Origin of the sequence: Paenibacillus sp. FSL M8-0334 (genome assembly GCF_038000405.1) — a bacterium.
In the GTDB taxonomy this organism is placed as follows: domain Bacteria; phylum Bacillota; class Bacilli; order Paenibacillales; family Paenibacillaceae; genus Paenibacillus_AQ; species Paenibacillus_AQ campinasensis.
Map to the genome: position 1 here is coordinate 1,712,122 of NZ_JBBOCH010000002.1, position 25,043 is coordinate 1,737,164.

Genomic DNA, 25,043 nt, shown 5'->3' on the forward strand with positions numbered 1-25,043 from the left:
CTAAGTGTGCGGAACATGAGTGGGAATAGGAAATATTTCCTTTAAATCTTCCTGTTTTCGCTTTAACATTACTTATGTAACAATAATCATTTATGTATGTTTCTGGTTTTTATAAGCTATATTCGCATATTCACGATTTCAATATCGAAGTACAGGAGGAACCAAATGAAACTAGGAAAGATAATAGGTATCACATTATCCATCATTATTGGGCTTTTAGTGATGATGTACCTCTTTGTAATACTCATATTTAATGTAGAGCCAAAGCAAACAATCATAAAAATGTCTTCAATCTCAATTTCTTCTGTAGAGAGCCCAAGTATGCTTAACCCGATGTCGTCGATCTGACGTCGTGTTTTTTATAGTGGTTTTTATCCTAAAAGTCTGACCGCATAACTCCGTCTCCAAGGGATTGAGATTATCCAAAGAGATGATACAATATATGAATATGAATGCTTTGCTGCGGATGTATCTTTAATATACTAACTATATACTATTTTTCAAATCTGCAACGATAGGAATGGATAAATAAAGAGAGGTATAACATGGAACATCCGTTGTATAAACAGATTCAGAACGATATAAGGAGCCGCATTCAGAGCGGCGAGCTACCGTCGGGGGCGCTGGTACCGTCGGAGAAGGAGCTGGCCCAGCAATATGGTGTCAGCCAGATCACATCGAAAAATGCGCTGAACGGTCTGGTGGAAGAAGGGCTGCTCGTTCGTTACCGGGGGAGGGGGACCTTCGTGCGGGAGCTCCTCAGCTCCGAGCGCGGGCATCCGCACCAGCATCAGCCCCAACCAAGCGCCAAAAAAACGATTGCCATGATCCTGCCGACGATGAAAACGAGAATTGACCAGCAGCTGCTCGATGGCCTGGAGCGGTATTGCTCGGAGAGGGATTATGATCTCTTAATACGCATTACCCGCGAATCGCCGGAGGAGGAAGCCTTCGCGATCGAGCATTTCAGGGAACGGGGCGTGGACGGCTACATTATTTTTCCGGTGGAGCAGGAAAGCTACAACAATGCGATTCTTCGCTTGACGCTGGATCGGGTGCCGCTGGTGCTGGTCGATCGTTTCCTGAAGGAGATCAAAACGTATAGCGTGAGCGCTGACAATTATGGCGGCGTGCGGACAGCCGTCTCCGATATGCTTGCTGCGGGGCATGAGCATGTGGCCCTTCTGTCGCCGGAAATCACCAATACGGTCACGGATGAAAGAGCGAAAGGGTTCGAGGCGGCCTTTATGGAGCGAGGCCTGCCGATTGACAAGACGCTGTGGTGCCTGCTTGATCTGGACACCTTAGGCAAGGGACTTGGCCAGCAGGAGATCAGCCGCTTCTTACGTGAAAAGAGCGAGGTTACCGCGTTGTTTGCCGTGAATGCGGAGCTGGCTCGCTATGCGTTTTATGCCCTTCGGGACATCTGGCCACAGGCGGAGAACAGACCGCTGCTGGCGGCTTTTGACGATCCGGATCTCGAAGGTGTTCCTTATGTTCGTCAGCATCTGGATGAGATGTGCCGCAGCGCGGTGGAACTGTTGGCTGAGCAGCTGGAGGGCAAGTATGACCCGCGCAGAGAGGTCGTGCCGGTAGCGTGGGTGCAGACTGGATAATGCTGGGAAAACGATAGGTTTCAATTCGATAGTGATAGTGCGGCTATAGCGGGGATCGGCCCGGGCAGAGGAAGGAATCCTCATTGTCCGGGCCGATTTTTATTTGCACAAAAAAGCGTTTTCATATTTACAAGTATCGAGAAATATTATATTAATATACTTAATATAATATTCGAAACGCGAAGGTTGTGATATACATTGAAATCGTTGCCGCTGTACAAACAGATCCAGGAGGACATCAAGCGACTGATTGCGATCGGCAAGCTAAGGGAAGGGGATCGCGTCCCTTCCGAGAAGGAGCTGTCCGAGCGTTACCGCGTCAGCCAGATTACAAGCAAGAATGCGCTGGTCGGGCTGATGGAGGAAGGTTTGCTTGTGCGGATTCAGGGCAAAGGCACCTTTGTGATGAGCAGGCCGGAGGAGGCCTCCGCGCTTGAGACGCTGGGCGAATGGACGGCTGGGCCGAGCCGGAGCGGGCGCATCGGACTCGTGCTGCCGGCGATGAAGACAAAAGTCGATCAGCGATTTCTGGACGGTCTGGAGAGGTATGCCACAGAGGCCGGTTATGAGGTTATGGTCAGAATTACGCGTGAATCCCAGGTGGAGGAGTCGCGGGTGATCGCGTCATTTTTGAAGCAGGGCGTAGATGGGATGATCATATTCCCGGTGGAGAACGAGACCTATAACGATTCGATCCTTCGATTGTCGCTGGACCGGTTTCCGTTTGTGCTGATCGATCGTTTTCTGAAGGAGGTCAAGACATACAGCGTCAGCTCGGACAACGTGAACGGCACCAAGGAAGCGGTCAACTATTTGCTGGACCAGGCACATAGCTCCATCGCCTTCATATCGCCTGAGATTACGAACACGGTGACGGACGAGCGGGCGCACGGGTTTGAGCAGGCGTTCCTGGAGCACGGCTTGTCCATCGACAAAAATTTATGGTGCCTCCTGCCGCTGGATGCGATTGCTTCCGGGCAATCGGTTGAAATCATCCGCATGTTTTTGACCGCCAATCGCGGAATAACCGGTGCGGTGACCGTCAATACCGAGCTGTGCAGAAATACGTACAAAGCCGCATTGTCCGCCTCGTTACGGGTGCCCGAAGATTTGGAACTCGTGACATTCGACCCTCCGGAGCTGCCGCATATTCCATACATTCGCCAAAACGAGGAGGAAATGTGCCGCCTGACCGTAGAGCTCCTGATTGAGCAGATCAAGGGGGGTTATGATGCGCGGCGTATTGTCGTTCCTGTCCGTCTTGTACACGATAATTGAATGGAATGATTCATCCTGATTTTATATTGAATTTAGTATATAAATTTATATTGTTATAATATATCATCACATTGTAAAGCGCTTACAAATAAATATTTTGAAAAGAAGAGGGGAATCGCATGAAATCGAAGAGCAAATTTGCAGGCATGTTGGTTTTGCTGTTGATGTTCGCGTTATCCGCTTGCAGCGGGGGCGGTCCAAGCGGTGATTCTTCGACAGGCAGCCCGAGCTCGCCACAGCCAGGTCAAGAGGGGAGTGGGGAAACGGGGAAGAAGGCGCCGGTCACCATCGAGTTTATGGGCCATGGCAACCCGAATGAGAAGAAAATATTCGAGAAGCTGATCGCGTCCTTTGAGGACAAATACCCGCATGTGACCGTGAAATATACATCGGTTCCGCCTGGCGAGTATTCGCAGAAGATGACAACGCTCATCAGCTCAGGCAAGGTGCCGGACGTCTTCTACGTCGGCGGCCCTGAATTTTACCGGTTCGCAGAAGCCGGGACTCTGCTGAATATTCAGTCTTACCTTGATCAGACAACGCTGTTCAATCCAGACAATGTATGGAAAGAGGCGCTGGACCGCTACCGCTTTGATGGCAGCAAGGTAGGAGCAGGCGACTTGTACGGCTTGCCGAAGGATGTCGGCCCGTGGGCGTTTGTGTACAACAAGGATTTGTTTGATGAAGCAGGTGTGCCGTATCCTTCCGCCACAGCCGGGGAATGGACTTGGGAGGACATGCTGGAAGCGGCCCAGAAGCTGACCGTGGACCGCAACGGAGATGGGAAGCCGGAACAGTATGGTGTGGGCGCTTACGCTCTGGAGTCGGCGGTATGGGCCAACGGTGGCGAGTATATCGATTACGAAACCGGCACCGTGAAGGTGAATGAGCCGGAGTTCTATGAAGCGATGCAGTTCGTAGCCGATCTGAGCCTGAAGCATAAGGTGAGCCCGAATCAGGAAGCCGAGCAGGCGATGAATGCCTATACACGCTTTGTTGACGGTTCGCTGGCGATGTTCGCGATGGGGCCTTGGGATCAGCCGGCTTTCTGGGAGCTGCCTTTTGAATGGGATATCGCGGCATGGCCGGCCAGCCCGAATACGGGGCAGACGGCGACCTGGCTTGGCTCGATGGGATTTGCCGTCTCGGCGAAATCCAAGCATCCGCAGGAGGCGTTTGATCTGGCGGCCTTCCTGTCGCTGGATGAACAAGGCCAACGTGAGAACTATCAGCTCGGCCAGGCGGTGCCGAATCTGATCGATATGGCTGAAGGGGAATTTTTGCAGATGGAGCAAGGACCGAAGACACGCCAAGTGTTCCTGGACATCATTGAGGATTACGGACGTCCGGATGTAATTGCCTTCTCGAAGGACACCCAGTGGATGGATCTGTTCAATCAGAATGCAAGCAAGGTATGGAACGGCGATATGTCTGCCAAGGATTTCACCGCCGAGATCCATCAGCAGATGCAGGATCTGTACGATAAAGGCAACAAGTAAGGCTATCGGGAGCGGGTGACCGCCCTCAGAGAGAGGGCGCCTCGTGAACAGCTCTCATGCAAGATGCACATAGACCCAGGGGAAGAGCCGCTTGATCTGGCTGCTGTATAGCCGGACGGCGGTGCTTCCCGCCGGGTCACGTCCTGTCATGATGAATACAGGCTAAGGTGGAATGAATATGGGAATGAAGCTTAGCGGTTATCGCAGAAAGGAACGGGTGTGGCTGTACTTATTCGTCGCCCCGCCTGTTCTCGGTTTTCTATTGTTCGGTCTGGTGCCGATCTTGTTCTCAATCTATATCAGCTTTCATAAATGGGATATGCTGTCTGATCCACAGTGGGTGGGGTTCGCGAACTTCAAGGAGCTTCTTGGCGATGAAAAAGTGTACAAATCCATGTACAACACCATTTACCTGATGATCGGCATTCCGATCGGCATGGTCTTGTCGCTGCTGCTGGCCATCTTGATGAACCGCAAATTTGCAGGCATCTCGTTCATGCGCACTATCTACTATTTGCCGGTCATCTCGCCCATTATTGCCGTATCCTTGCTGTGGCAGTGGATTCTGAATCAGGATTACGGCCTGCTGAACAACTTCTTATGGGAAACGTTCGGCATTACGGGTCCGAACTGGCTGGGCAAGCCGGAGTGGGTGAAGCCTTCGCTTATTCTAATCGGGCTGTGGGGCGGTATCGGAGGCAACATGGTGCTGTATCTTGCAGGTCTCCAATCGATCTCGTCGACGTACTATGAAGCTGCGGAAATCGATGGCGCCGGAGCCTGGCACAAGCTGACGCGGATTACGATCCCGCTGCTGACGCCGATTCATTTTTTTGTAATTGTGATGGGGATCATCGGAGCGTTCCAGTCGTTCAGCCAAATTTACGTATTGGCGGTGGACGGCGGACCGGAGTACAGCGGCGCGACCGTTGTGTATTACATTTTCCAGCACGCCTTTAAATACTTCAACATGGGCTATGCCAGCTCGGTGGCCTGGGTGCTCGGTCTGCTGATCTTTGTCGTGACACTGATTCAATTCAAGCTTTCGAACCGATGGGTTTACCAGGACTAGGGGGGTGATCTTGTGAAACGGGAACAATGGAAGGACCTCTGGTCGCTGCTGCTGCTTTTGTTCGGTTCAATTTTTATGATTGCGCCGTTTATTTGGACCATCTCGACTTCATTGAAGGATCGGCGGAATGTATTTGAAATTCCTCCGCAGTGGATTCCTGATCCGATCACGTTCAGCAACTATGAGCGCGTCTGGTTGGAATCGCCGCTGCTATACGGCTTCATGAACAGTCTGATCATCGTTGTCATTGTCCTGACCGTCGGCATGCTCGTCTCGGCCATGGCTGCCTATGCGTTCGGAAAATTCGAATTTCCTTACAAAGGCGTGCTGTTTCTAGGGCTGCTCGGAACGATGATGATTCCGTATTCGGTAGTCATGATTCCGCAATATATCGGCTTCTCCAGGCTCGATTGGGTGGATACGCTGCTGCCGCTGATCGTGCCGGGACTGTTCGGCAATATCGTTGTCATCTTCTTCATCCGGCAGTATTTACAGAGCGCGCTGCCTACGGAATTGATCGAGGCGGCCAAGATCGACGGCTGCAGCTTCCCGGGCATCTTCTTCAAAATCGCGCTGCCGACGATGAAGCCGGCGCTTGCCGCTCAGGCAGCCCTCGGATTTATGGGCATCTGGAACGATTTTCTCGGTCCGCTCATCTACTTGCATACGCCGGAGAAGCAGACGATACAGGTATTGATCGCCTCCATGCAGGCGATGTACATCGGCCAGTCGGATTATCCGATGATTATGGCAGCGGCCGTCATCGCGATGCTGCCGGTGATCGTGGTGTTCTTCTTCTGCCAAAGATACTTTATTGAATCGATGGCGATCAGCGGAATCAAGGGGTGAGGCGGATGCAGATCAGCAAGGCGAGACGGAAGCCGTTTATGCGCAGTCTCGGAACATTGGGATTAGCAGCAGCGCTCGCATTGTCAGGATGTGATTCAAGCGCGAAACCGGAGGCGGTGAATATGGACAATTATCGTGAAATGTATGCCAATCCTTTTCCATCCTTAGAGGAAGAATGGGAGGATTATGGCAACGGCGACCCGTATGTGCTGCGGCATGACGGCCGCTACTATCTGTATGTCAGCACGAAGGATCACCGGACTGGCATCAAGGCGTGGGTGTCCGATAATCTGATCGACTGGACTTATGCGGGGATGGTAACGGAGGATCCGGTGTCCACCGGGGCCTATGCGCCGGAGGTCAACTATTGGAATGGATGGTTCTATCTGTACACCTCCCCAGCCGGGCAGGGACATTATGTATTTCGCAGCGAATCGCCGACGGGACCGTTTGAGCGAATCACGGACAATGTCGGTATGAGCATTGACGGCTCGGTCTTCATTGACGATGACGGCAGCTGGTTGTTCACGCATGCTGGATCCTCCGGTATTGTCGGTGTACCGATGAATGGCCCGGCAGATTTTGGCGTCGGTGTTACACTTCCTGGGGTCTATCTGGGCCACTGGACGGAAGGCTCGATGATCATCAAGCGCGGCGGCACGTATTTCTTAACCTATACGGGTAATCATGTGTTCAGCAAAGGCTATCGCATTCACTACGCGATCGCCCATGATTCGCCGCTCGGACCCTACACAGCCCCGTCCAACAACCCGCTCGTGATCAGCACGACGGACGATTTCTACGGACTCGGACACAGCTCTACTGTGATGGGGCCGGATCTGGACTCTTATTATCTTGTGTACCATAACTTGATCGGAAGATCTCAGGAAGGCCCGCCGGTGCGCCGCATGAACATAGATAGGCTCGTATTCAATGGCGACAAGATGGAGGTTCTTGGCCCAACCAACTATGCACATCCTGTACCAAAGGGGCCTGACTTTGCCGGCAGGCTGAATGAGGGCGCTCCCGATTCGAGCGTGTGGGAACAGGTGGCGTCAAGCGACAAAACGATGATCGTGAGCAAGGTGAGTACGGAGCAGATCTACACAGCGGAATATAATCTGACGCCACTCACGGCGCCAGTAGACATGCTATTCGCCTATGAGGATGAGCTGCATTACGGATTCGTTGCGCTTGATCCGCAGCACAATCTTGTGTCCATAGGCCGAGTGGAGGCCGGCCATCGCAGCACGCTGGCTACGTCAGAGCTTCCTGAGGACATGGACTGGACGAAGCTGCATACGATTCGCGTGGAACGAGGAGAAGAACAGCTGCGGATCTATGTGGACGGGCTGCTGAAGCTGGATGAATCGGCGGAGGCCTCAGGTTTTGGCCCAGGCAAAATCGGGTATCAGTACGCGCAAGGCGAGCCGGGCTTGTCCTATACGGCTTTCTCCAATGTCGCCTCCGGCAGCAGCGACTTCGAAACAGTGAAGCCTCTTCCGGGCAGCATTGAAGCGGTTCATTACTTAAGCGGAGAGAACAGAGGGTTCTCGGTCCGTGAACCATCAGCGACCAGCCAGTGGCGCCGTTCGGATGGCACAACGATTACCCTTGCGGAGGATGGCAGCTATGCAGCCACGCTGTCGCATAAAGGCGACTGGCTGCGATATGCCGTGAACGTGTCAGAGACCGGCAAGTATGCGCTGGATCTGACAGTTAGGGCAGCGGAGCAGCCTTCATCCATCCAGGTGCAGGTTGATGACCGGAAAGCCGGAACCTATACGGTGGACAGCCGTCATTTCTCTGAAGGCGAATCCTGGGCGAAGATCCGGGCCGGAACACTGGAGCTGGAACAAGGCTTGCACACCATTACAGTGCAGCTGAATAGCGGCCAGCTGGAGTGGAAGACGATGAATGTTGAGCGCATCGATGATCAACCGTTCAAGCATGAACGGCTGCTGGAGCAAGCTGGCGCAGAGGATGTCCATGGCACATGGCTTGAGACAGGTGACGGCTATATCGGCGCCCAGGATGGCGATGTGAAAATGTACGGAGGAAGCCATCTGTGGACTGATTACCGCATCCGGACCACGGTGACGCTGGGTGATGATCCTGCCGGGCAGGCAGGGGTTCTGTTCCGGGTGAGCCATGAATCGGAGTTCCGGGATCAGGTCAGCGATTCCCTAATGGGATACTTCCTAGCCGTGAGCGCAACGAAGCTGGAGCTGTACAAACATCAGTACGATTCCGAGCTGCTGCACAGCGTCAAGACTTCCTTTCCTGCCGGAGAGCCTGTCCGCTTGCAGATTGAGGCTATCGGGGACTCAATCCGGGTCTATGTCCAAGATGAAACGGAGCCGGTGATGACCTTCCGGGATGCCGCAGCATTCTTGCAAGGACGGGTTGGCATCCGTTCGGTTCATGCCGAGCAGATCAAGCTTGGAGATATCGATGTGGAGTCCGTAAAAACGAAGTAACTGCGCGAATGGTGAACACATGCAGAAGCGCATGCAGTACATCAATCGTTCAACAAATAAAAAAGATGGAGAGTGGAAGACGATGACTACAAATTCGCACAAATATATAAAAGATTATCCCAGACCTCAACTGGTGCGTGAGCAATGGGAGAACCTGAACGGCCAATGGGATTTCCGGTTTGATGACAGCCAGGAGGGACAGCTCGGCAGATGGTACGAAGGACTGCAGGCAGACCGGAAAATTACGGTTCCGTTCACCTACGAGACCAAGGCGAGCGGCATCGGCGATGAATCATTCCATCCATGCGTATGGTATGAACGGTCCGTGTCCGTCCCTGCAGAGGCGGCGGGCAAGCGGGTCATCCTTCACTTTCAGGCGGTTGATTACGAGACAACGCTATGGGTGAACGGCCGCCATATCGGAAATCATGAGGGCGGATATGCAGCCTTTTCGTTTGATATTACAGAAGCGGTCAAGCTTGGCGGGGAGAACCGGATTACGGTTCGTGCCACAGACAGCAACAGCTGTACGCAGCCGCGGGGCAAGCAGCGCTGGACGCCGAACAGCTTTGGCTGCTGGTATGTGCAGACGACCGGGATCTGGCAGACGGTGTGGATGGAGTTCGTGCATCCGGTTCATATCAGCCGCGTGAAAATTACGCCCGAACTGGAACGCGGATCCGCCAATTTCATTTACGAATTGGGTGGCTTTGGGAGTGCGGATGTTGACGGTTTGTCGCTTCAGACAACGGTCCGCTTTGACGGCAAGCTGATCCGTTCCATCGAGACGAATGTGGAGCGCGGAACCGTAGCCGTTGATGTGAGTGTCGTGAATGAAGCCGTGGGCGAGTGGAAGATCAGACCATGGCATCCGAACCACCCGGCTCTATATGACGTCGAGATGATCCTGAAGAAGGATGGACAGCCGATCGACACGGTGTATTCCTATTTTGGCATGCGGAACATCCGCATTGCCGGGAATCAGGTGATCCTGAATCATTCCCCAATCTATCAGCGGCTGCTGCTCGACCAAGGGTACTGGGAAGACACGCATCTGACACCTCCATCTGAGGAAGCGATTCTGGAGGATATCGACAAGACGCTGGCGCTCGGATTTAACGGAGTACGCAAGCATCAGAAGCTGGAGGATCCCCGTTACTTATATTGGTGCGACCGTAAAGGGCTGCTCGTATGGTCGGAGATGCCATCGACCTTTGAATTCGGTGACGATGCCGTCGAGCGCTTCACCAAAGAGTGGATGGAGGTGGTCCGCCAGCATTACAATCACCCTTCCATCATCACATGGGTGCCTTTCAATGAGTCGTGGGGGGTGTCGGATATTGCCACCAACCGCAAGCAGCAGCAGTTTACAGAGTCGATCTATCATCTGACGAAAGCATTTGACCAGATGCGCCCGGTTATCGTCAATGACGGGTGGGAGCATACGATCTCGGATATTATTACGCTTCATGATTATGAAGAGCTTGGTGCCGATCTGGCCGAACGCTATCAGGACAAAGAGGCGCTCCTAAGCAACGACTTTGCTCATAATAAGAATCGTTATCCGTTCGCGCAAGGATATGGCTATCGCGGTCAGCCGGTTCTCATCAGCGAATATGGCGGCATCGCCTTTACGAGCGAAGAGGGCTGGGGTTATGGCAATCAGGTGCGAACCGAAGAGGAATTCCTGAAGCGGTATGAAGGGGTGACGCAAGCGATTAAAGATTTGCCTTACGTATGCGGGTTCTGCTATACCCAAATTACCGATGTGCAGCAGGAAGTGAACGGCTTGCTGACGATTGATCGCCAGCCGAAGGTGAATATGGAAGCGATTCGCAGCATCAACCTGAAAAAATAGCACGTGTCCAGCATGTCTGCGCCGCAAAGGGCCAGATGATCAGCTGCAGCAGCGAACCGGGAAGCGGGGAATGATCCCCCGCTTCTTTTGTCATTTATGATGGCGTAACCAGGTTCGCCTCCGGCTCGTATTTGTATTGGAAACACAATTATGTAAATATAAAAGTTAAAATATGCCGCAGAGGGGGAGACGCATGAAGTCCATTACCGTTCAGAACATAAAGGATACTTTTCAACTGGAGGTGCTCACTGGCGCCGATCGTCTGGACCGGATCATTACCCGTCCGAGGTCGCACAGACCGGGCCTGGAGTTTGTCGGATACTTTGATTTTTTTCCCATGGAGCGAGTGCAGGTGCTTGGACGGAAGGAAATCAACTATTTGCTGACCAGAAGCGTGGAGGAGCGCAAGCTGCATATCGGCAATATTGTGAAATATCATCCGCCCTGCTTCATTGTTACGACAGGCCAGGAGGAGATTCACTATCTGACGCTGTTCTGTGAACAGGAAGGCATTCCGCTGCTGCGGACAGCCGAGACAACGACGGAGTTTATCGCCAAGCTGGACGGATATTTAGTGAAGGCGCTCGCCCCGGAGATGTCGATTCACGGCGTGTGCGTGAACGTAGCGGGAATCGGGATTTTGCTTCGGGGGAAGTCCGGCATTGGCAAAAGTGAAACCGCGCATACGCTGATTCGAAAAGGGCATCGCTTCGTAGCTGACGATATTGTTGTGCTTAAAAAGCTGGGGCCGACGACGCTGCTTGGCACCCATAATCAGACGTCCCGTGAGTTCCTGGCGCTGCGAAGCGTCGGTCTGATCAATGTGGTGCGTCAATACGGGCGCACCGCGTTCCAGGACGAGACTCGCATCGTGCTCGATATCGAGCTGTCTCCATGGCGGGAGAATGCGCTGAACAACGAGCTGGAGGTCGTGCCTCAGTTCACCGAATATTTAGGCATTCAGATACCGCATCTTGAAGTCCAGCTTCAGCCTGGGCGGGATGTAGCCGGTCTGATCGAGGCGGCCGCCAACAATTGGTACCTGAAACAGCTCGGCTACAGTGCGGCGGAAGACTTCATGAGCCGCATCCAGAATGAAATGCAGTCATAGGTAGGCGTTATGTTTCTCAGCTCTTGCGCTGATAGGCCGAGGATTCCCGGATGAGCAGGGTGGAGTCGATCCTGAATACTCGCTGGTGAGCGAACTCATTGTGATTCATCATATCAATCAGCTTCTCGGCCAAAATAGCACCCATCGTATATTTCGGCTGATCCACTGAGCTTAAAGTTGGCTGAATGTAGCGGCTGATCCGATTATTATCCACCCCGACAACGGCCAGCTGATCCGGAATGCGCATGCCGTATTCGGCACAAGCCTGGTATACACCCAGCGCCATCTCGTCATTGGCCGCATAGACAGCCGTAAAAGACAGCCGCTTCTCGAACAGCCGCTTCATCGCTTCATACCCGCCTTGTTCGTTAAAGTTTCCGTTCTCGACCAGCTCCGGCCGGAACGGAATGTGATGGCTGCGCAGCGCCTTCAGATAACCTTCCAGGCGCTCGTAGCTGTCCACTGCATCGGCATAACCGCTCAAGAACACAATATCCCGGTGGCCCTGATCAACCAGGTGCTGCACTACTTCCTGCGAAAATTTCACATTATCCGTATAAATGCAAGGAACCTGATCATGCTTGACATATTTGCCCACGACGCCAAGGCGGTATCCTTTATCGGCGAGCTCGATCAGCTCTTGATCCTCGACCAGCGGGGTGAGGATGATAGCGCCGTCGATTGTCCGGTCCAGCAGCAGGTTCAGATATTCCGCCTCACGTTCCTTCTGGTTTTGCGTATCACAGATAATGATTTTGTAATGCTGAGCGTAGGCGATATTCTCTATGCCCTTGATAATCTCGGCGAAATAGGAATTATTGATATCCGGAACAATGACGCCAATGGTCATCGTTCTCTGGGAACGCAAATTTTTGGCTGCGGCATTCGGGTGATAGCCCAGCTCTTCAATGGCCCGCATCACTTTATCCCGGGTGCGGGCACTGACCTTGCTGGTATGATTCAGCACACGCGAGACGGTAGCAGGGGAGACACCGGCGATCATGGCCACATCCACGATTTTGACATCCATCGTTCACATCTCCAAACCCATGATTGACAATTATTGTAATTCTATTATAATGTGAATTGAAAACGATTACAACAAGAGAAATAAGCAGAAGCGCAATCTTGCATAACGTCGATGTATGAATCGATGGAAGAAAGGAGGGGATCACGGGAGGATGTAAGTGTGATGATTCGCAAGGCTTCTGATTTATGAAATCGATTTCACATTTGGGTTAGCGTCAATTCTTTCCCAATGAGGAGAAATCCGATTTCCAACATTGCTTTGAAATGAAATCGATTTCATCATCGGTATACGAAAACCGTCTTTGGGGTTTTCAGGAGGGCGGGAAGCGTTGTCCTGTAACGTCCTGGTTTTCCGGGTGTTATCATTCATCAAGCAGCAGGGTCAGTCTTCAAGCGAATTCGATCTTTCATATTGGGGAGGCGTTATTGTGTTCAAGAAAAGCAAAATCATTCTGTTATGTACCAGCCTGCTGCTAGGTCTGTTTGCCTCAGTTATCGGTGCGCCGACAGCCGATGCTGCTTTTGGGCCCGGCGATTTTCTGAAGGCAAACGGAACCGTTGTGCGAAACAATTCAGGCAATGGCAGCATTGTCAACCTGCGCGGCACGAACCTTGGGGGATGGCTGCTGCAGGAGGAATGGATGACGCCGTCCGGAGCGGTGGACGAATACACGCTGCGGAGAACGCTGATCCATCGTTTTGGCGAAGCCGGCGCACAGTCGCTGATTAATGTATATCAGGATCACTGGATTCAGGCGAGTGACCTCGACAATATCCGGAATTGGGGCATGAACGTGGTTCGGGTTCCTCTCTACTGGGAGGATTTCATGAATACAAACGGCGTGATGAAACCCGATTCGGTATCTTTCCGCAAGCTGGATTGGCTGATCGCGGAAGCTGGACAGCGCAATCTGTATGTCATTCTGGATCTTCACGGAGCCCCTGGCGCAGCCTGTCCATGGCATTCCTGCGGACGGGAAAATGCCAATGAGCTGTGGACCAATTCCACCTACCAGAACTGGACCATCCAGATTTGGGAGCGTATCGCCACACGCTACAGAGGCAATCCGACCGTAGCAGCCTACGATCTTCTGAATGAACCGCTCGTCTCGATGGGGGCAGGGGAGAACTCGACGCAGATCCGGCAGAAGATGGAGTTCTATGACCGGATGTACCGGGCTGTTCGCGCCAAGGACCCTGATCACATGATCATTATTGCAGCCTTCCACGACTGGTTTGCCGCTTATCCGCCGAGCACGTACGGCTGGCAAAATGTGATGTACCAGACGCATCACTACCAGTTCACCGACTATAACAACTGGGAGATGACAAACCAGGAGATTGATCGTTGGCTGAGAGACCTGGCGACACATCAGAAAAATTGGAACGTGCCTGTATTTGCCGGCGAATTCTCTTTCGGTCAGCATGATTTGACGGAGAAATGGTTGTCCGGCCTGAATAACCTGAACGCCTCCTGGACGAACTGGAGTTACAAGGTTAAGGGCGGCGGCAACTGGGGCTATTTCAATAATAACAATAATCCGGCTCCGAACCTGAATACCGACAGCGCCGATACAATCGCAGCCAAATGGACGCGCTTCACCACAAACCATTTTGCCAGCAACACGGCGTTTCTGAATGTGGTGAGAAGACATACCGGCACCGCTCCGGTTACGGTAGGCTGGTCCAGCCTGAAAGCCAATGCCAATGGCAAGTTTGTCAGCGCCGAGAATGCCGGGGCTGCGCCGCTTGTGGCCAACCGCGACACGGACGGGGATTGGGAACGGTTCAAGATCATCGAGCATGCGGATGGAACGGTATCGCTTCTGTCGATGAGCAACAACAAGTTTGTGCAGGCTGATCTGAACAATGGCGGACGACTCATTGCCTCGGCCACCTATGCCTCGACCTGGGAGAAGTTTACCCGCGAGCAGATCAGCAGCGGACTCTATGCGCTGAAGTCTGTAGCGAACGGAAAATATGTCACCGCAGACCTGGACAGAGACGGCGTGCTGTATGCGAACCGAGACTCGGTAGGCGGCGCATGGGAGACATTCTTCATCGCACCTTCGCACTAATCGGAATGGAACCTACAGAAGCGTAAGCTTGTAAGCTCCGAACGTAAGTCCTGAACGTAGCCCTGAATTCAGAGTCTGAATAAGAGCGGTAACAAGAAGCCCCGGTCATTCCTGCCCGTCAGGATTGACCGGGGCGTTGTTCTGCGGGACGCTGCAAGGCGGCGGTCGATCGCTCATAGGGTTACCACATGTGGCCCTTTGCCAGCTCCAGACATTCCTTAACGATTAACGATGTTGTGAAAGAACCGGCGAATGGTGGATCCCCTGCGCGTGTTAAACCGATGAACGGTCGGTCTTCAACACCACAGTGCCGCTCATGCGAGCGACATGCCCTGGAAAATAAAGGACCAGCGGTAGTTATTGCCCTCCCAGATTTCCTGATTCGGCATATGCAGCCAGCATACTTCATTCATGCCGCTCTCCACCCATGTCAGTTCAGGGACGGGCATATGATTCACGAGCAGCACCCGGAACTCGCCGACCACAAGACCGCGCAGCACCTCCACCAGTTCCCTGACATGCAGAATGTCCGAGTCGGTCCGGATAAACAAATACCGGCCGGGCTGCTGCAGGGTCAGAAGAAAGCGGTCGACGCGGCGGTCATACTTCGTTTTCACGGCAGGATAGCTGAGCTTGTATGGAGGGTAATCGGCATTGACATGGAAGTCGTGATTCATGAACAGATCGTATTCCTGATCCCGAACGTTGTACAGCTCCGAGCTTACCTGATCGACGACTTGCAGTTTCGTATAGTCAAGATACCCGACAAACCGGTTTTGCAGCAGTCTAATCACCTGAGGCAGAAATGGCGTGCCCATCCAGTCCAGCGGGCCCGCGAACCTGCGCAGTCCGTTCTTGCGAAGCTGAATAGCGGGAATACAGTTGTTCCCTAGGCTGAAAATGGCGTTGTAAGGAACCTTAAGATCCGCAAGGTTCATCGCACTCTCACCTGATCCTTTCTTGGCAGTGAAGTTATATTCTATTGAATGCCGAAAGGCGCGAAGAGGCGTGGACTAACATGCCAGCGCTACCGCACAAATGGATATTGGCCGGGTTGATATGCCCTTACACATGCCATATGCGGTACATACCCTGATAGTAATCATTAAGTGATGACCAGGGGGGAATTCAATGTCCATATTTCGATTGGATGCGGTTGAACATGGAGTCATCGATTCCAGATACATTCAATCTGTTGATATCACGATTACGAATGCGGGGCCAGACCCCTTTGACGTTCTGATTCACGGTTATAATCCTTACGGTGTCTATTATGTCAGCTTGACTCATGTCGGTGTCGGAGCAACCGTTGTTATTCCGGAGGTGGCCAATCACAATCTGAGCTTCAGTCTGCTGCTGGTCACCAACATTAACTACTCGCACTCCACGGTCATTACGGTCCAAGCCAAAAACCAGGGGCAGCTGGTCGCAGTCTTCTCCAATCCGAATTTCAGCATTATCGAATAAAGGGGGGAACATCATGAAAGTGCTGTTTGTGTACTATGTGCCAAGCGGTGGTGTCGAAACCCTGAACAGGCAACGCTGCCGCGCGCTTCGTCTGGCTGGCATCGAAGGGCATTGCCTCTATTACGGATGGGGAGCGGGAATCCAGAATTCCGTTGATTTTCCGGTCTATATCAGCCGCAATGACATTGAGATCAAGCATATTCTCGATTCAAACCAGTATGATGCCATCGTGGTGACGACAGACCATGCGAGCTTCGCCCGTTTCAGCATGCTCGGATTCAAGGGGAAGTTTGTGCTAGAGATCCAGGGTTACGGGCCGAAGGAGGTGGCCCGGGCGCAGCTGACGGCAGCCATGCCGTACATCAACCAGTATGCCTCGGCCTTGCTGAATCCGAATACGCCGCATATTGCTGCTTTGTTTCAGGAACTGTATCCGCATAAGCCCCAATTCAATTTCAACAACTGTTTTGATACGACGTACTTCACGTATAACTCGTACATCCATCCGGAATATCCGGTCATCGCCTGGCTGGGCAGAATCGAGGACAACAAAAATTGGCGCGAGTTTCTGCACATCGGCCACCAATTAAGTCAACATGTGCCTAACCTGCGAATGTGGATGTTTGAGGACAACCATCTGAGCGTTCCGGCCGAACGTGAACAGTTCCAGCAATTGATTGCCGAGCTCGGTCTTCAGGACCGGCTGACGGTAAGAGCGAATGTGCCTAATGGCGAAATGCCGTATTATTTTTCCGTCATCGGTGATTCCGGCGGTTTTCTATGCTCCACCTCCAAGGTGGAGGGAGCCCCGTACGCGGTGCTGGAGGCGATGAGCTGCCGCTGTCCGGTGCTCACTACCGATTCGGACGGCGTATCGACCTCTGTTTATCATAATGCCACCGGCAAGTTCTATACGCTCGGGAATATACAGCATGCGGTGCAGGAAGGGCTTGAGCTGATGCATAACGCTGCGCTGCGCGAGCAGATCCGTGCCGGTGCGATGCAGCATGTGCAGCAAGCCTTCAATCCGCACGTGTATGCTGCTAATTTCGCCAACATGATCCATTCGGTGTAACGGAAAATATCCGCATCCATGAGGCTGACTCCATGAGCAACAGGGTCAGCCTTGCACCGTTTGGCAGAGCTTCCGCTCTGGCTTCCTGGACAAGCCGCCATGCGCAGCTGATCACCAGCTGCCCTAATAAGGCGATAAGTGTCGCGGCTCTGTTATGGCGGAGTCGGGGTTCGTTCGTCCGGATTTTTGGAAACACTACTAGAACACCAGGACGCCCAAGAAGATTGTACAGATTGACAAAGCTCACGAAACCAAGGAAATCCGGCAACTCGAAAAATTGGCCACACGTTGCTATATTTCTCGAAGAGAGCAGCTGTGCGCAGGTGTTGCCGGACTTGTATACGCGTTGCTGCAAACAACGACGGGGCTGTCCCGTAAGGAACAGCCCCGTCGCTGGAATCAGCTAGGCTTGAAACCAGCTGCGATACGTCTTTGCAATTCCTTCGGCAAGCGAAGTTTCCGCGTCCCAGCCCAGCACCGCCTTCGTTCTGTCGTTATTCAAACAGCTGTGCAGGATGTCGCCTTGCTTGGGCGGTAAGTACCGGACGTCAACCGGCTCCGGATGCAGGGCGGTTAGCTGCGATACCAGTTCGTTGATGCTGCTTCTGCGGCCCGTGCTGACATGAAGCGTCTGTCCGTTTCCTTGGTCAATCGACGCGAGATTGGCTTCTACCACATCTTTGACAAAAATAAAGTCCCGGGTCTGATTACCGTCCCCATATACCGTGAACGGTTCCGAGCGTTTCAGCCGATCCCCGAATACCGCAACGACCCCGCCTTCGCCCTTGGCCGTTTGCCCGGGGCCGTATACGTTGCCATATCGCAATATCGTATACTCTAGCCCGAAATAGCGGCTGTAGAGACGTATATACTGCTCGCCAACCATTTTGGACAAGGCGTAATACGAAATCGGGGAGAGCGGGTCATCCTCGGTCAGCTGCTCTTTTTCCAAATCTCCGTATACGCCTGAAGTAGACGCGAACACGATCTTGCGAATCTTGGATTTCCGGCAGGCCTCCAATATGTTGATGGTCCCCAAAACGTTGGTATCGGCGTCCTCGTAAGGATCTGCAATCGAACGCTGCACGTCCGCCTGGGCGGCCAGATGAAACACGACATCGGGCTTTAAGAGCGCCAAATAATCTGTCGTCTGTTGGGAGTTTACGTCCGCTACATGCAGAATCGCCTCGGAATGGAGGCGACCTGGATCACCGGTTGTAAGGTTGTCGATGACATGGACCTCGCAGCCTCGGGCCACGAGGCCGTCCACCAGGTGAGAGCCGATAAATCCGGCACCACCGGTAACTACCATTTTCATGCCTATAACCCTCCAGCCTTAAGATAGGATGCTCTATCTTACGTGAGGGACAAGGGGATTGCATGAGCGGCTGTCCCTCCGGGCCGAAGGAATGGGCTGCGATATACCGTACATTTCGATGCGATTAGATCGCCCTATACAAAACTGCTATAATAGAGGTTGCGTTTTTACATTGAGTTTACAAAAAAGAGGGAGTCATGGATGGAATTACTTCGGAAAGATCATATACGGTGGTTTATCGGCGTGTTCATCCTGCTGCTGGTGAAGCTTATCCTGTTACGGAGCTTTCTGTTCGGCGGGATGATGTGGGGGCGGGTGCTGCCGGATGCTCTATCCATTCTGGCGGTGTTGAGCCTGCTGGAGCTGGTGCTGCCGAATAAAGGGAAGCGGACGATCTATTGGTGCTTTAATCTTCTGTTTTCATTGATGCTGTTCGCCGCAGCGGTGTACAACGTGTACTTCGGCTCGATTCCGACCTACACGGCGTTATCCGGGATAGGGCAGGTCAATCAGGTGAAAGGCAGTGTCCAGGCTTTGATCAGGCCGGCGCATTTTCTGTTTTTTGCCGATGTGATTGTTATTGCAGCGGTATGGACGGTTCGAAAGCTCCGGGCCCGATTCCGCAGGGGCCTAATGTTCCGTTTGTCGCCCGGCTATTCGGGCCTGAGAACATCCAGTCTCGTATGGAAAACGGGGATGGCCGGGATGCTCGTAGTGACCGTTCTGCTGTCGGGCTGGATCATGCGGGGCGCCTGGGGGATCGAGAATGAGATTGCCCGCGCGGAGCAAATGGGCTTCATGAATTATCAGGTGGAGGCTGCAATCCGGAACCAACGAGAGAACCGCATGCTCGCCAAGGCTAATCGCGAGGAGGTGATCGCCCAAGTGAAGCAGCTCCAGGATCAGTATCCTTACCGGGACGAGAAGGGGGCGGCACCGGCCTATTATGGCATAGCTGAAGGGAAAAATGTGCTCGTCGTGCAGATGGAATCCTTGCAGACATTTCCGATCGGTCTTACGCTTGACGGTCAAGAGCTGACCCCTGTCATGAACCATCTAGTTGAGGAGGGGCTGTACTTCCCTCACATATTCCAGCAGATCGGTCAGGGCAATACTTCCGATGCGGAGTTCGCGGTGAATACGTCCATCTACCCGACCGGCACGATTGCGATGTCCACAGGCTATGGCAACAAGGAGCTGCCCAGTCTGCCCCGCCTGCTCAATCGCCTTGGTTATGTAACCAATACGTTTCATGTCAACGATATCAACTTCTGGAACCGGAGCAAGCTGTATCCGGCACTGCAATTCCAGCAATACTACGACAAGCCCTATTTTCAGGATGATCACTTTAATGACTTCGGTCCATCGGATGAGGAGCTGTTCCGCGTCGGCATGCGAAAGATAAAAGAGCTCCATGCGCAGAATACGCCTTTTTATACGAATCTGATCACGGTCTCCAACCATTCACCCTACACCTTGAAGGATGAATTTGTGAAGATTGCGCTCCCTGAAGAGCTGGAAGGCACACATCTCGGCAAATACCTGAAATCGGTCAACTATTCGGATTATGCGCTGGGTGTTCTCGTTGAGGACTTGAAGAAGAACGGACTCTGGGACAACACGGTGCTTGTTGTCTATGGCGACCACTTCGGCATCAATCAGAAAGAAGCGAGCCCCGAGCAGATTTCATCCGTGCTTGGCATCCGTTATCATGAGCGGATCAGCCGCTTCAATATTCCGCTGATCATGCATGTGCCGGGCATCGAGGGCGGCCAGGTCATTGATCAGGTTGGCGGTCAGGTCGATCTGCTGCCAACGATCGCTAATCTGCTGGGCATACGGCTGGAGGATGAGCAATTGACCGCCTTTGGTCAGGACTTGCTGAATATCGACCGGAATGTGGTTGGCATGCGTTACTACCTTCCGACAGGATCGTTCTTTAATAACGAGATTATGTTCGTTCCAGGGGACGGGTTTGAGGATGGCACAGCCGTGAGGCTGGACACGCTGGAGCCAGTGGAAGACATTGGCCCTTATCGCAGCGACTATGACTATATTATGCAGCTGATGAAGCTGTCGGATGATTATGTAAAGCTGCTGCCAGACCGCGCCTCCAAGTCCTGAAATACAATTAAGTTCACGAAACCGCTCTGATCGGCAAATAGCCGGGTCAGAGCGGTTTTTTATGACTTTATATATCGTTGCAGTCTCTCGGCAACGATTGCTGTCGCAGTGGACGTGTGCTATATTGAATCTAATGTAAACCTAAATAATCTAATTCGAGGTTAACAAATATAGTTTGCACGGGAGGATGGCGATACATATGACAATAATCAAAGGGAACGCAGTGGATTGGCTATCTCTGGCTGAGCGGGTTACTCAAGGTTATGAGGTGGGCAAAGAGGAGGCGCAGCGCATTATGCGAGCACCGAATGATGAATTGTTACAGGTGATGCAGGCCGCTTTTCACATTCGCAAAACGTATTTTGGCACCAAGGTCAAGCTTAATATGATTGTTAATGCCAAGTCCGGGCTCTGTCCAGAGGATTGCGGATACTGCTCACAGTCGATCAGATCCGAGGCGCCTATCGATAAATATGCTTGGCTTACCAAGGACAAGATATTGGAGGGCGCAAGGGAATCCATTCGCCGCAAGGCAGGCACGTATTGCATTGTAGCTTCCGGCCGCCGGCCGACGCATCGCGAAATCGCGCATGTGGTTGAGGCAGTCAAGGAGATCCGGGCGACAACCGACTTGAAGGTATGCTGCTGCCTCGGATTCCTGAGCGAAGAGCATGCCAGACAGCTGGCTGAGGCTGGGGTTCACCGGTACAATCATAATCTGAATACGTCAAAAGATAACTACGGGCGAATTACGACAACGCACACGTATGACGACCGCGTCGAGACGGTGAAAGAAGCTGCAGCTTCCGGCATGTCGCCTTGCTCCGGTGCGATATTCGGCATGGGGGAGACGGAGGAGGAGCAGGTGGAGATTGCCTTTGAGCTGAAACGGCTCGGGGCGGATTCCATTCCGTGCAATTTTTTGAATCCGATTGACGGGACGCCGCTTGAAGGGCGGCGCGAATTGACGCCGGTCAAGGCGTTGAAGATTTTGGCGATGATGCGGTTTGTGAATCCTGATAAGGAAATCCGCATCGCCGGAGGACGCGAGGTGAACCTCCGATCGTTGCAGCCGCTCGGATTGTATGCCGCCAATTCTATTTTTATCGGGGATTACTTAACGACAGCCGGTCAGGATCAGCATGCGGATTGGCAAATGATCGAAGATCTTGGATTCGAAATCGAGGAATGCGCGCTATAATCGATATTGACATTTCGAGAGGATGACCCTAGTATATAGCCGGGAGGGACTTTCACCCATCTTGATAATAAGCGTAGTATAGACTATATACAGATTATTGGGGGAATCCGTGATGCTGATTACTTTGGCGGTTCTGGCTGTGGCAGCCGTCTATGTGTATCGCCGCTATGTGCCGGTACCTGGCTTGCGTATGATGAATTGCAGTGAACTGCATGCGGCGAGAGTCGAGCGTCCGGATTTAAAGCTGGTTGACGTCAGGGATGTCTCCGAATTCATGGCCAATCCCAAGTGCGACATGATCAATATTTCATTGGGGCGACTGCCTTATGTTTGGGATACGGTGCTGAAACCGGGGGATGACATCGTCATTGTTACACCGAAGCGGTCAGACGGCTTCATCGCAGCCCGCAAACTGCGGAAAGCAGGCTTCACCTCGCTGGCATTTCTGGTTGAGGAGTGCACATCCTGTTCATCCTTCAAGACACCGACACTGGGCTGAAGGCGTGTTTCAGGCATGCCGTTAACACGGACCTGATGCAGGCGCAACAAGAATAAGCAACAGGCAAAAAGGGAAGTTCCGGGTGAAAGGTCACCGGGGCTTCCCTTTTTATATCGGCCATGAGCTGTATGAACGCAGCACAGACCGTCAGACTGACAGGGCAGGTCTACTTGACCTTAGGCAAACCGTAAGCTTGCCGGATCAGGGAGAAATAATGGTCAGCGCGCACGACCACGAAATCATCGCCCAAGGCATCGGTCAGTTCGACCACATCCGAAGGCATCATGCTCCAGGCAAGCAAACCGAGTGATATAAACATCGGCTCACTGCCGTCCCATTGCGCCTTGGCTTCTTCCAGCACCCGGATGCCGTCCTGCGCGGTGCTGATTCCACGGACGGTCGAGGCCGGAAGGCTGTTGCCGATAATTTCCACTCCATACCGGTCTTCGTAGCTGATGAAGATGCCCGGCGCCTTGTACTGTTGCTCATAGGCGGCGGCTTTCTGCGGGCTGAGCGGCACATTCTCACTGTCAATCCGGTTCAGCACGTACGGGATTGTCATGTCGGTGCGCTTCATATACTTCTCGGTATCCCGCAGGAAGGCGGCAAAGCTTTCGTCCGGCCAAGGGTTCGGATAGAAATACCCTGCACCCGACGGTCCGGCGATGAGGTAATCATTCTCCGTAGCCGTGCTGCGGTAGTAATTGAGCAGCGCCGGCGCGCCTTCATGAAGCAGCGGGCTGGATGTCCAGTTTATCGGCACTTGGCCACGTGCTGGATCATCCCACATGACGCGCATGCGGTGCTGATTGTATTGGAAATTGTCGCCTTCCGTGACGACGTAGGTGACATATATTTTGTTCTCCAGCTTCGGCTCGGCTGCAGGCTTCAGCGGCGCGTACTTCGGCTTCGTTCCGGAGAAGACGGTCAAATTGCTGAACCAGTCAGCGGCCAGCACATATACGCCGTACCTGGACGCAATTTCAACCGAGCTGAACTCGCCTTCCACATCATTGCTGAACCATCCGAGATAAGGCGTTCCCGGCTCGACATCGGCCATGATTTGCTCGAACAGCGCCTGCTGCTCCGGCACGTTCGAATCCAGCCAGAAGACCATCGCCTTGTTGGCAACGGCGTAGTCGCGCAAATAGGCGTACGGTTCTTTGTTCTCCGAGGAAAGCGGACGGATGTGGCCTGCAGAAACTTTATACTGATTCCACATGTCCACCTCGGCAATCAGCTGTGTCGTTCCCGCAGGAGGGGTGAATTCGTATACAAAATAGCTGCCGTTATCCGCAAACCGGTGTCCGCCATGCCCTTCCAGAAACTTGGAGTTATGCCGATCGTACAAATACAATTCTTCATCCGAGGTACCCACAACGAATTGGGCGATCTCCTGTCCGTCCGCCTTGACGGTTACTTGATGCACGGCCGGACCCCAGCCGTCCTGAGGGAAGGCGTCATCAAAGCGGAGATAAACATGCTCCCCGCCAAGCTGACCGGAAAGATCCAGATTGTAGACAGCGCGGTTGCTGGCGTCGCGAATCTGCTCCTTCTCCTCCGCAATCGTCACAAAGGACGCCGGCATTCCCGGCGGTATCCGGATGGAGGTGTCTGGCGACAGGCCGATCAGCATCCGGTGAGTCGTCTGGTTCCACAGATGCTCAAACTGCCATGTATACGCTTTCATTCGGCTGTTGAATTTTCCGCGCAAATCCTCAAGCACTTTCAGGTTGTAGGGGGCGGAGGACAGCTTGAGGGCTAGCTCGGGACTCGCAACGACCGCATCCTTCAGCCCGGCCAGCGTAGTGGCGACATTGATGGTATCCGGCACTTGCGGATCATACACAATGATGCCCTTGACCTCCTGTTTGTAGGCGGCAAATATATTCCAGTAATCGTCATGCACCTTATAAGGGACGTCCAGATCGTTCAGCCAGGCAAACCGTCCTTCCTCCTGGTTCTCGATCAGATAGATGCGCGGCTCGCTCCGGTTCACAATGCCTTGAAGCGTTCCGAACAGCAGTTTGATATCGCCGGGCGCATCGTATACATCCGCGACATCCAGTTTTTTGGGAGATTTAAATGTCGGAAGCTCCTGATTCGGCGGCCAATTCGGTTTTGCGGCCGGCTCGGGGGTTGAGGATGATGCTGAGCCTACAGCCGTTCCGGCAGTTAACGAGAACGTGCACAGGAAAGTCAGACATAGTGCTGTAAATTTGCGAACCATGACGCTATCACTCCTCGCGTGAGTTCATAATAGGAACGGGCAAACGCGCCTCTGCTTACGAAAGCCTCCTTTCTTGGCATACCTGTTCGTGATCGCCAATAGACACATCTCCGTTCAAGACATATTAAATATATTTAAATATATCTTTTCAAGGACTTTGACAAAACTTCCTATAAGCTGGCACAATGGGCGTTCATTCCGCATCATTTGACATGAATGAGACGGGGAGCGGCTCCCGTTTCGGGTTTGTCCTTGCCCC

General features: G+C 52.9%; 18 protein-coding genes. 14 read left to right on the forward strand and 4 right to left on the reverse strand.

Annotated features, from left to right (window positions below):
- Positions 1–545 precede the first annotated feature (545 nt).
- The 8 genes from MKX64_RS21925 to hprK all read left to right on the forward strand — a co-directional run bounded on the left by MKX64_RS21925 (position 546) and on the right by hprK (position 11,763).
- Positions 546–1,616, forward strand: coding sequence for a GntR family transcriptional regulator (locus MKX64_RS21925; protein WP_095266063.1), 1,071 nt, complete (start codon positions 546–548; stop codon positions 1,614–1,616).
- A 198-nt stretch (positions 1,617–1,814) separates the two neighbouring features.
- Complete coding sequence (locus MKX64_RS21930) at positions 1,815–2,894, forward strand: GntR family transcriptional regulator (RefSeq protein ID WP_095266064.1); 1,080 nt, start codon at positions 1,815–1,817, stop codon at positions 2,892–2,894.
- 119 nt (positions 2,895–3,013) lie between these two features.
- Entirely contained in the window at positions 3,014–4,393 is a 1,380-nt protein-coding gene (locus MKX64_RS21935) for an ABC transporter substrate-binding protein (RefSeq protein ID WP_095266065.1), read from the forward strand.
- A gap of 178 nt (positions 4,394–4,571) precedes the next feature.
- Positions 4,572–5,465 (forward strand): carbohydrate ABC transporter permease, encoded by an 894-nt coding sequence (locus tag MKX64_RS21940; protein ID WP_095266066.1) that lies wholly within the window; start codon positions 4,572–4,574, stop codon positions 5,463–5,465.
- A 12-nt stretch (positions 5,466–5,477) separates the two neighbouring features.
- Positions 5,478–6,314: a carbohydrate ABC transporter permease gene (locus MKX64_RS21945; RefSeq protein WP_095266067.1), complete on the forward strand. Its 837-nt coding sequence runs from the start codon at positions 5,478–5,480 to the stop codon at positions 6,312–6,314.
- Positions 6,315–6,319: 5 nt separating this feature from the next.
- Complete coding sequence (locus MKX64_RS21950) at positions 6,320–8,794, forward strand: family 43 glycosylhydrolase (RefSeq protein WP_341037403.1); 2,475 nt, start codon at positions 6,320–6,322, stop codon at positions 8,792–8,794.
- An 82-nt stretch (positions 8,795–8,876) separates the two neighbouring features.
- Positions 8,877–10,652, forward strand: a complete 1,776-nt coding sequence (locus MKX64_RS21955) for a glycoside hydrolase family 2 protein (RefSeq protein ID WP_341037404.1) — start codon at positions 8,877–8,879, stop codon at positions 10,650–10,652.
- Positions 10,653–10,845: 193 nt separating this feature from the next.
- Positions 10,846–11,763: an HPr(Ser) kinase/phosphatase gene (gene hprK / locus MKX64_RS21960; RefSeq protein ID WP_095266069.1), complete on the forward strand. Its 918-nt coding sequence runs from the start codon at positions 10,846–10,848 to the stop codon at positions 11,761–11,763.
- 16 nt (positions 11,764–11,779) lie between these two features.
- Here the strand turns inward: hprK and MKX64_RS21965 are convergent, their stop codons facing one another.
- On the reverse strand, positions 11,780–12,793 hold the full coding sequence (locus tag MKX64_RS21965) for a LacI family DNA-binding transcriptional regulator (protein ID WP_095266070.1): 1,014 nt from the start codon (positions 12,791–12,793) through the stop codon (positions 11,780–11,782).
- Between the two features lie 427 nt (positions 12,794–13,220).
- Here MKX64_RS21965 and MKX64_RS21970 point away from each other — a divergent pair, with 427 nt between their 5' ends.
- Positions 13,221–14,870 carry a cellulase family glycosylhydrolase gene (locus MKX64_RS21970; RefSeq protein ID WP_341037406.1) on the forward strand — a complete coding sequence of 550 codons (1,650 nt, stop codon included), beginning with the start codon at positions 13,221–13,223 and terminating at the stop codon, positions 14,868–14,870.
- Positions 14,871–15,184: 314 nt separating this feature from the next.
- Here MKX64_RS21970 and MKX64_RS21975 read toward each other — a convergent pair whose 3' ends face one another.
- A complete protein-coding gene (locus tag MKX64_RS21975) occupies positions 15,185–15,808 on the reverse strand; it encodes a DUF1796 family putative cysteine peptidase (RefSeq protein WP_341037408.1) in 624 nt (207 codons plus the stop codon).
- A 193-nt stretch (positions 15,809–16,001) separates the two neighbouring features.
- Here MKX64_RS21975 and MKX64_RS21980 point away from each other — a divergent pair, with 193 nt between their 5' ends.
- Together MKX64_RS21980 and MKX64_RS21985 are read left to right on the forward strand one after the other, a co-directional pair.
- Complete coding sequence (locus MKX64_RS21980; protein ID WP_155618183.1) at positions 16,002–16,337, forward strand: hypothetical protein; 336 nt, start codon at positions 16,002–16,004, stop codon at positions 16,335–16,337.
- Between the two features lie 13 nt (positions 16,338–16,350).
- Entirely contained in the window at positions 16,351–17,412 is a 1,062-nt protein-coding gene (locus MKX64_RS21985) for a glycosyltransferase family 4 protein (protein ID WP_095266073.1), read from the forward strand.
- A gap of 403 nt (positions 17,413–17,815) precedes the next feature.
- On the opposite strand, the gene MKX64_RS21990 is transcribed toward MKX64_RS21985, so the two are convergent.
- Positions 17,816–18,730, reverse strand: coding sequence for an NAD-dependent epimerase/dehydratase family protein (locus MKX64_RS21990; protein WP_095266074.1), 915 nt, complete (start codon positions 18,728–18,730; stop codon positions 17,816–17,818).
- A gap of 201 nt (positions 18,731–18,931) precedes the next feature.
- On the opposite strand from MKX64_RS21990, the gene MKX64_RS21995 reads away from it, so the two are divergent.
- The 3 genes from MKX64_RS21995 to MKX64_RS22005 all read left to right on the forward strand — a co-directional run bounded on the left by MKX64_RS21995 (position 18,932) and on the right by MKX64_RS22005 (position 22,554).
- Positions 18,932–20,854 carry an LTA synthase family protein gene (locus MKX64_RS21995; protein WP_155618181.1) on the forward strand — a complete coding sequence of 641 codons (1,923 nt, stop codon included), beginning with the start codon at positions 18,932–18,934 and terminating at the stop codon, positions 20,852–20,854.
- 199 nt (positions 20,855–21,053) lie between these two features.
- On the forward strand, positions 21,054–22,055 hold the full coding sequence (gene bioB / locus MKX64_RS22000) for a biotin synthase BioB (RefSeq protein ID WP_155618180.1): 1,002 nt from the start codon (positions 21,054–21,056) through the stop codon (positions 22,053–22,055).
- Between the two features lie 112 nt (positions 22,056–22,167).
- Positions 22,168–22,554 (forward strand): rhodanese-like domain-containing protein, encoded by a 387-nt coding sequence (locus MKX64_RS22005; RefSeq protein ID WP_095266077.1) that lies wholly within the window; start codon positions 22,168–22,170, stop codon positions 22,552–22,554.
- 166 nt (positions 22,555–22,720) lie between these two features.
- On the opposite strand, the gene MKX64_RS22010 is transcribed toward MKX64_RS22005, so the two are convergent.
- Positions 22,721–24,784 carry a GxGYxYP domain-containing protein gene (locus MKX64_RS22010; protein WP_341037413.1) on the reverse strand — a complete coding sequence of 688 codons (2,064 nt, stop codon included), beginning with the start codon at positions 24,782–24,784 and terminating at the stop codon, positions 22,721–22,723.
- Positions 24,785–25,043: the final 259 nt, after the last annotated feature.